General features: G+C 61.7%; 7 protein-coding genes. 5 read left to right on the top strand and 2 right to left on the bottom strand.

Annotation, left to right across the window (positions count from 1 at the left end; all coding sequences use genetic code 11):
- Both VIE67_RS05275 and VIE67_RS05270 read right to left on the bottom strand, forming a co-directional pair.
- Positions 1-609, bottom strand: a 609-nt coding sequence (locus VIE67_RS05275; RefSeq protein ID WP_332023991.1) for a hypothetical protein, incomplete at its 3' end; no start/stop codon positions are given.
- Entirely contained in the window at positions 609-3,122 is a 2,514-nt protein-coding gene (locus VIE67_RS05270) for a penicillin-binding protein 1A (RefSeq protein ID WP_332023989.1), read from the bottom strand. The genes VIE67_RS05270 and VIE67_RS05275, both read right to left, overlap by 1 nt.
- Before the next feature lie 253 nt (positions 3,123-3,375).
- On the opposite strand from VIE67_RS05270, the gene pilM reads away from it, so the two are divergent.
- The 5 genes from pilM to pilQ form a co-directional block, all read left to right on the top strand.
- Positions 3,376-4,434 carry a pilus assembly protein PilM gene (gene pilM / locus VIE67_RS05265; protein WP_332023987.1) on the top strand — a complete coding sequence of 353 codons (1,059 nt, stop codon included), beginning with the start codon at positions 3,376-3,378 and terminating at the stop codon, positions 4,432-4,434.
- Complete coding sequence (locus VIE67_RS05260; protein ID WP_332023985.1) at positions 4,434-5,045, top strand: PilN domain-containing protein; 612 nt, start codon at positions 4,434-4,436, stop codon at positions 5,043-5,045. Before pilM ends, VIE67_RS05260 begins: the two co-directional genes overlap by 1 nt.
- Entirely contained in the window at positions 5,042-5,713 is a 672-nt protein-coding gene (pilO, locus tag VIE67_RS05255; RefSeq protein ID WP_332023983.1) for a type IV pilus inner membrane component PilO, read from the top strand. Before VIE67_RS05260 ends, pilO begins: the two co-directional genes overlap by 4 nt.
- 41 nt (positions 5,714-5,754) lie before the next feature.
- Positions 5,755-6,234 carry a pilus assembly protein PilP gene (locus VIE67_RS05250; protein ID WP_332023981.1) on the top strand — a complete coding sequence of 160 codons (480 nt, stop codon included), beginning with the start codon at positions 5,755-5,757 and terminating at the stop codon, positions 6,232-6,234.
- 22 nt (positions 6,235-6,256) lie between these two features.
- The coding region (gene pilQ, locus VIE67_RS05245) for a type IV pilus secretin PilQ (RefSeq protein WP_332023979.1) at positions 6,257-8,079 on the top strand (1,823 nt) is incomplete at its 3' end.

The raw sequence follows: 8,079 nt of genomic DNA, 5'->3' as shown, positions 1-8,079 counted from the left end.
GCGCCGCATCGGGCGCTGGTGCGTGCGATCCAGCGGCGCATGGCGCAGCGAGTCGTACGGCAGCACGGTCAGATCGAGCGGCGTCGCGTCCACCGCAAACAGCAGCAGCGGAAATTCCTCGTAGCTATCGCGCGTCAGGCGCAGGCGCCGGCTCTTGCTTTCGCAGGCAATACCGTTCTCGTCGAGGAAACGCGCCGGCGCATCGGGATCGTCGCTGAACAGATGCAGACAGACGGCCGAGTGCCGGTCCGCGGTGCCTTCCAGTACAGCGCCGACCAAACGCGGCTCGAAGCGCGCGAGAAAACGCATGGCCTCGCGTGCCGTTTCACGCAGGCGGCGCAGCAGCAACGGCTGCTCGTCGGCCTCGAACAGCTGCTGGTGCGCGCGCAGTGCGTCTTCGATTTCATCGGCTTTCGGCAGCGCGAAGCCGTCCTCCACGCCCAGTTTTTGCGCGGCCTTGCGTGTGGCGGCGTGGTAATCGCGCAGGCCCGATTCGCTGATCAGGCGTGCCGCATCGATCGCGATGCGTGCGCGTAGTTCGCGCGTGAAAGTGTCGTCGCGCGAGGAGCCGGCGGCATGCCGCGAAGCGGTGGACGACCGGCCGCGCATCAGAAAATCCCGTAGGCTTCCTGCTGCACTTTCTTTTCCTGTTCCGACGGAACGTTGGGTCCGTTTGCTAGGCGCGCGATATCCTCGCTGCGAAAAACCTCCAGCATGCTGTGCTCGGGATCGCCGGACGCAAGTTGTCCGGTTTCCGGATCGATGCGCGCGGTGGCGATGCCCTGTGGCATGTCGAAGGGTTTTTCCGGCACGCCCTTGAGCGCGACACGCATGAAGTCGATCCAGATCGGCAGCGCCGTTTGCGCGCCGAATTCGTCGTGACCGAGCGGGCTGAAATCGTCGAAGCCGACCCAAGCGCTGGCGACCAGACCGTCGTTGAAACCGGTGAACCAGCCATCGCGATGATCGTTGGTCGAGCCGGTCTTGCCGGCGAGGTCGTTGCGCTTGAGTACCATCGCGCCCGAGCCCGTGCCGCGCTTGACCACGTCGCGCATCAGCGAGTCGATCAGATAGGCCGTGCGCGCATCGAGTACGCGCGGTGCAAGATTGACCTTGGCCACCGGCGCGGCGGCGGTCGCCTGCGCATCGGCAATCGGCGACAAGCTGCCGTTGCGCGCCGCGTCCTGTGCGCTTGCGCTGCGCGCGGTCGCCGCCGCCGGCACGCGCCCGTCGTCGCCCTGGCGTTGCGGACACAGGCGGCAGACCACGGTGGGCTGCGCTTTGTATACTTCCGTGCCGTCGCGGTCGTTGATCGCCTCGACGAAGTACGGATCGACGAGATAGCCGCCGTTGGCGAATACCGCGAAGCCGCGCGCCATCGTGATCGGTGCGACGGAGGCGGTGCCGAGCGCCATCGACAGATTGTTCGGCACCTGCTCGAGGGTGAGGCCGAACCGGGTCACGTACTCGCGCGCATATCTCACGCCGATGGCATCGAGCAGGCGCACCGAGACGAGATTCTTCGATTGCACCATCGCCTCGCGCAGGCGCATCGGGCCGCTGAACTTGTCGTCGTCGTTCTTTGGTGCCCACTGGCCGTTCGGTTTGGACGGGTCGGCGAAGACCACCGGTGCGTCGTTGACGATCGAGGCGGGCGTGAAGCCGTGCTCGAACGCTGCGGCATAGAAAAACGGTTTGAAGCCCGAGCCGGGGTTGCGGCTCGACTGCACCGCGCGATTGAATTTGCTGCGCGCAAAACTGAAGCCGCCGACCTCGGCCTTGATCGCGCCGTCCTCGGGATCGAGCGCAATCAGCGCGCCTTGCGCAGCGGGGATCTGCGTGAGCCGCCATTTGCCCTCGCTCTTTGCCTCGGTGCTGCGGGTAACGCGCACGACGTCACCCGGTTTGAGTACGGCGCTGACCCGCTTGGGCGCGCCGCCGCGGTGGCTGTCATCCAGATATGAACGTGCCCAGGCGACGTCGTCGAGATCGAGGGAAATGGTTTGTCCATCGTCCAGATAGATTTGGGCGGACTTGTCGCCGCTGTCGATGACGATGCCGGGGACCAGACCGACGACCGGGTGGAACGGGTCGAGCTTCTTTTCGAGATCCGCGGGTGTTGCATGCGTGGGAATCTCCACGTGCGCCTCCGCGCCGCGGTAGCCGTGACGCTGGTCGTAGGCGATGAGGTCGTCGCGTAGCGCTTGGTTGGCGGCGATCTGTGCACGCGAGTCGATCGTCGTGCGGATCGTGTAAGCGTCGGTCAGTGCATTGTTGCCAAGGCGCTGGATCGCTTCCCGGCGCACCTGCTCGGCCACATACGGCGCCTCGACTTCGATTGGCGGCTCATGTGCGTAGGCAAGTTCGGGCGAGGCGCTGGCCTGCTTGAACTCATCGGCCTTGATGAAGCCGTTGTCGAGCATGCGCTGCAATACATAGTTGCGCCGCTCGAGTGCGCGCGGGCGATTGTTGAGCGGATTGCCGGTCGACGGGAATTTTGGCAGTGCGGCGAGCATCGCGCATTCGGGCAGGTCCAACTGATCGAGCTTTTTGCCGTAGTAGAACTCGGCTGCTGCGGCGACGCCGTACGCGCGATTGCCGAAGAAAATCTTGTTGAGGTAGAGCTCGAGGATTTGATCCTTGGACAGCGAATTCTCGATGCGCAACGAAAGCAGGATTTCGGTCGCCTTGCGCGACAGGCTGACTTCCGAGCTGAGGAAGAAATCGCGCGCCACCTGTTGCGTGATCGTGCTGCCCCCTGCGACATGCAGGGTGCGTTTGCTGATCATCAGGCCGACTGCGCGCAGGATGCCCTGCCAATCGACGCCGGGGTGGCTGTAGAAATTCGCGTCCTCGGCCGCGATGAACGCGTTCTTGACCAGATCCGGCACCTGCTCGATCGTGACCGGAATGCGCCGCGTTTCGCCGAACTGCGCGATCAGCTTGTTGTCGGCGCTGTAGACCCGCAGGGGCACCTGCAAGGTCACGTCGCGCAGCGAGTCGACCGAGGGCAGGCGCGGCGCAATGAGCCAGTACGCCACGCCGATCGCCGCGCAGCCGAGCACGGCGCAAATCACGCCCGCAATCAGTGCGTACCGAAGTAAACGAAAAAGAAAACGCATGAGTGTGACGTGCTACCGAGTACTGCGGAGAAAGTATCGGCAAATTATAGGGCGGGGCGAGCGGCACCGATAGACAACAGCACAGCGCCGGCGCTTAGGATTAAAAGTAACCGTGAATTGTATCACTAAAGCCGTAAATTTCCACCGGATCGATGTGAAAACGCCGCGAAATTTCTGTTGCTAATTCATTAGTGTTCGGATTTAATGCGGAATATCGTCTTTAGCTCATAAAGACCTGTTGCTGGGGAAGAAGTTGAGCCTGCTTCGTGCCAAGACAGCGCCGCTGATCGGCGTCGACATCAGCTCGACGGCGGTTAAATTGTTGCAGCTGAGCCGCAACGCCGGCAGCTATCGCATCGAGCATTATGCGGTTGAGCCGTTGCCCGCAAACGCCGTGGTCGAAAAGAACATCGTCGAGGTCGAGGCGGTGGGCGAAACCGTACGCCGCGCGCTGAGCCGATCCGGAGCGAAAAGCAAACTCGCTTCCGCAGCGGTGGCGGGCTCGACCGTGATCACCAAGATGATCACGATGCCGGCCGATTTGTCCGACGACGACTTGGAAGGACAAATCCAGGTCGAGGCCAATCAGTACATTCCCTATCCGATCGAAGAAGTGAGTCTGGATTACGAAGTCCTTGGGCCGATGAAGGACACTCCGGGCATGCTCAACGTGCTCCTCGCCGCATCGCGTACGGAAAACGTCGACCTGCGCGTCTCCGCGCTTGAGCTAGGCGGCTTGACCGCCAAAGTCGTCGATGTCGAAGCCTTTGCGATGGAGAATGCCTACAAGCTCATCTCCAACCAGCTTTCCGTGCAACCCGACGCCGTCGTTGCGGTGGTCGATGTGGGCGCGACGATGACGACTCTGATCGTGCTCAAGAACCAGCGCACGATCTACTCCCGCGAGCAGGTGTTCGGCGGCAAGCAGTTGACCGATGAGGTCATGCGCCGCTATGGCCTGTCCTATGAAGAAGCCGGGCTGGCCAAACGTCAGGGTGGCTTGCCGGAGTCGTATGAAGTCGAGGTGCTGCAGCCGTTCAAGGAGGCGATGGTGCAGCAGATCAACCGTTTGTTGCAGTTCTTCTTCGCTGGCAGCGATTACCATCGCGTCGATCAGATCGTGCTCGCCGGCGGCTGCGCCTCGATCGCCAATATGGCGGAAAAGGTCGAACAGCAACTCGGCGTACCCTGTGTCGTGGCCAACCCGCTGGCCGGCATGACCTGGTCGTCACGCGTGCAGGGGCAGGCGCTCGCGCAGGATGCGCCGGCACTGATGATCGCCTTCGGTCTTGCGTTGCGGAGCTTCGACTGATGGCAACGATCAACCTTCTTCCCTGGCGCGCCGAGCGACGCCGCCAACGCGAACGCGATTTCTACACGATGCTCGCCGCCGCCGCCGTTGCCGCGGTACTCGTGTGGTTGCTGTGGGGTACGTGGATGGGCGCGCGCATCGACAATCAGGATGCACGCAACAATTATCTCAAGGATGAAATCCACCAGCTCGAGGGCAAGCTCACCGAGATCAAGGAACTCGAGGCGACCAAGGCAAAGTTGCTCGCGCGCAAGCAGATCATCGAACAACTGCAGGCGAGCCGCTCGCAGATGGTGCACCTGTTCGACGAGTTGGTGAAAACCATTCCCGACGGCGTGCGTTTGAGCTCGCTGAAGCAAACCGGTGATGTACTGACCTTGCTCGGTGTGGCGCAGGCAAACGGCAATGTGGCGGCGTATATGCGCAGTCTGGACGCCTCGCCCTGGCTGAAGCATTCGGATCTGCAGAAGACCGAGGTCAGGGGGACCGACCAGCGCAACCGCTATGAATTCGGCCTGACCGTCAAGATGAGTTCGCCGGATCAATCCGGCAGTGATGTCGCGCCGACGCCTGCCGCAGCAACGGCGAAGCCGGCGGGAGCGAAGCCATGAAGCTCTCCGATTTACGCAATCTGGATCGCAACAATCTCGGCGCGTGGCCGCAGGGCGCGAAGCTTCTGCTCTGCGGCGTGCTGTTCGCGTTGCTCTTGCTCGCGGGCTGGGCGTGGTCGATCAGGGATCAGCAGGACACGCTCGAGCAGAAGCGCGGCCAGGAAGTCCAGCTGAAGCAGGATTTCCACGAGAAGCAGGTCAAGGTTGTTAATCTGGAAAAACTCAAGCAGCAACTCGACGACATGCGCGAGATACTGCACCAGTTGCTGCGCCAACTGCCCAGCAAGACCCAAATGCCGGAACTGCTCATCGATATTTCGCAGGCAGCGCTGTCGGCAGGTCTGGAAACCCAGTTGTTTCAGCCCGGCCCCGAGACGATCAAAGAGAATTTCTACGCGGAAAAGCCAATCAGTTTGCGCATGCTCGGTACCTACCATCAGTTCGGATCGTTCATCAGCGCGGTCGCCGCGCTGCCGCGAGTGGTGATCCTGACCATGCATGACGTCTCGCTCAAGCCGAGTGCGGCGGGGCCGAAAACCGGCGGTGAACTGACTCTTGAAGGTACGGTCAAGACCTATCGCTACGTCGAAGAAGACGAAGTCGACAACAAGAAGGCGGCGCCAGCGCAGAAAACGGCGGCGGGCGCGCCGGCGAAGGGAGGCCAATGAGCATGCCTCGGGTCGGTATTTCTGTTGTGAGAAAAATTTTCGTGTTGGCGGCAGTCACGGCGCTCGCGGGCTGCACGGGCGGCGATGCCGATCTGCGCGCGTGGGTTGCGCAGGAAAAAGCCCAGGCGGGCGGACCGATACCGCCCCTGCCCGTGCTCAAGACCTTCGAGAGCTTCGAGTACCGCGATCAGGCGATGCGCGATCCGTTTTCGCCGAGCGCGGCAGAGCAGAATGCTGCGCAACAGGTGTCGCCGGATCCGCACGCGAAGGAAAAGCTTGAAGACTATCCGCTCGACAGTCTGAAAATGGTTGGAACGGTTGGTGGTGGCCCCGCGTTCCAAGGCTTGGTCAAGGATCCGGAAGGCACGGTCAGCCGCGTGCACGTGCGCAATTATCTGGGACAGAACAACGGCCGGATTACCGCGATTGCCGAGAATCGCATTGAGCTGGTCGAGCTGATTCCGAACGGCAATGGCGGCTGGATGGAACGTCAGGCCACGATCGAACTAGGTGCGAAATGATTGACCCATTGGGGACGCAAACATGAACGGGACAGCCGCTAATTTCAAAGGGCCGGATTTCCAGGGACGTGGGGCCATTAGCCGCGCCGGAGCGCTATTCACCTTGATGGTGGCGATGTTGTTCGCAGCGCAACTGCACGCGCAGAACACATTGCAGGACATCAGCTATCAGCCTTTACCCGGCGGCAAGGTGCAAGTCACGCTCAAGCTCGCGGCGCCTGCCGTCGAGCCGCGCATCTTCACGACAGAAACGCCGCCGCGCATCGCGATCGATATCGCCGATACGCACAGCGCCGTTCCCCAGCGCCATATCGATGTCAACAATGGAGCGACCAGCGCTATCAATGCGGTCGAGGCCGCAGGCCGCACGCGCGTGGTTATCGACCTGTTCCGCCCGGCAACCTATGAGACGCGCAGCGAGGGCAACAATCTCGTGGTCACCGTCGGCGGTGGCGTAACGGCAACGGCAGCCTCGGCGTCCGTGGTGGCGATGGATCAGACCAAGACCGTCGGCGCGGCCACGGTCGAGATTTCCAACATCGATTTCCATCGCGGCAAGAACGGCGAGGGTCGCATCATCGTGAGCTTCTCACGCGAAGGCGCGAGCGCCGATCTCAAACGCAATGGCGACCACATCGCACTGGATATCTACAACGCCAAGTTGCCGACGCAATTGGCGCAGCGTCTGGATGTGCTCGATTTCGCCACGCCGGTGCAATTCGTCGAGACGCGCACCAAGGGCAGTGGCGCGCATATGGATATCACCGCGAAAGCGCCATTCGAGCAGCTTGCCTATCAGTCCGGAAACCAGTACGTCGTTGAAATCGCGCCAGCGAAGGTAAAAGAGAAAAAGGATCCGAACGCGCCACCGGTCTACTCGGGCAATCGCGTCACCTTCAATATGCAGGATATCCCGGCGCGCACCGTGTTGCAGCTGATCGCCGATATGTCCGAGCTCAATATCGTGGTGGCCGATAGCGTCACTGGCAACGTCACCTTGCGCTTGGTCAACGTGCCATGGGATCAGGCACTGGATCTCGTGTTGCAGGCCAAGGGGCTCGACAAGCGCCTCAACGGCAATGTGATGTGGGTGGCGCCGCAAAAGGAAATCTCCGATCGCGAGTTGGCGATCGCGGATGCGAAACAGAAACTTTCGGAGGTTGTTGAGACGGTTACCGAATTGATCCCGATCAATTACGGCAAGGCCAAGGACTTTGCCGACCTGCTTACCCAGCGCGCGAAACAGAGCAATACGGCCGGTGCTACCGGCGGCACTAACTTGGCGAATACCGGGTTTTTGTCGAACCGCGGTCGTGCCACCTATGACGAGCGCACCAATACCCTGTTGATTGCCGATACGCCGGACAAGGTGCGCATCATTCGTGAACTCGTCGCCAGGCTCGATCGCCCGGTGCAACAGGTGCTGATCGAGTCGCGTGTCGTGGTCGCGACCGACAACTTCGCGCGCGAGATTGGCGCTAAATTCGGCATCAGCGGCGGGTTCCAGAGCGGCAGCAACACCGTGGCGACATCCGGAACGCTGGGCGCGGCAGACCAGATGTCAAACATCGCTCTGAACAACCGCTTGAACGGACGCACCGCTGGCAGCGGCTTGCTCAGTTCGCCGGGCGGTATTGGCGGTGGCATTGGCGTGCCAGGTCTCGGCAATAGTCTGAACGTCAGTCTGCCGGCAACCAATACGACCGCGGGCAGCATCGGCCTGTCGATACTCGGCGCCGACTATCTGCTTGATTTGGAACTCTCCGCGGGGCAGACCGAAGGCCGCAGCGAGTTGATCTCCAGCCCGCGCGTAATTACCGCGAACCAGCAGGAAGCCGATATCAA

Origin of the sequence: Rudaea sp., assembly GCF_036560865.1 — a bacterium.
Taxonomy (GTDB): Bacteria; Pseudomonadota; Gammaproteobacteria; order Xanthomonadales; family Rhodanobacteraceae; genus Rudaea.
The sequence above is the reverse complement of the archived record's forward strand: the minus strand, read 5'-3'. Positions and strand labels throughout refer to the sequence as shown.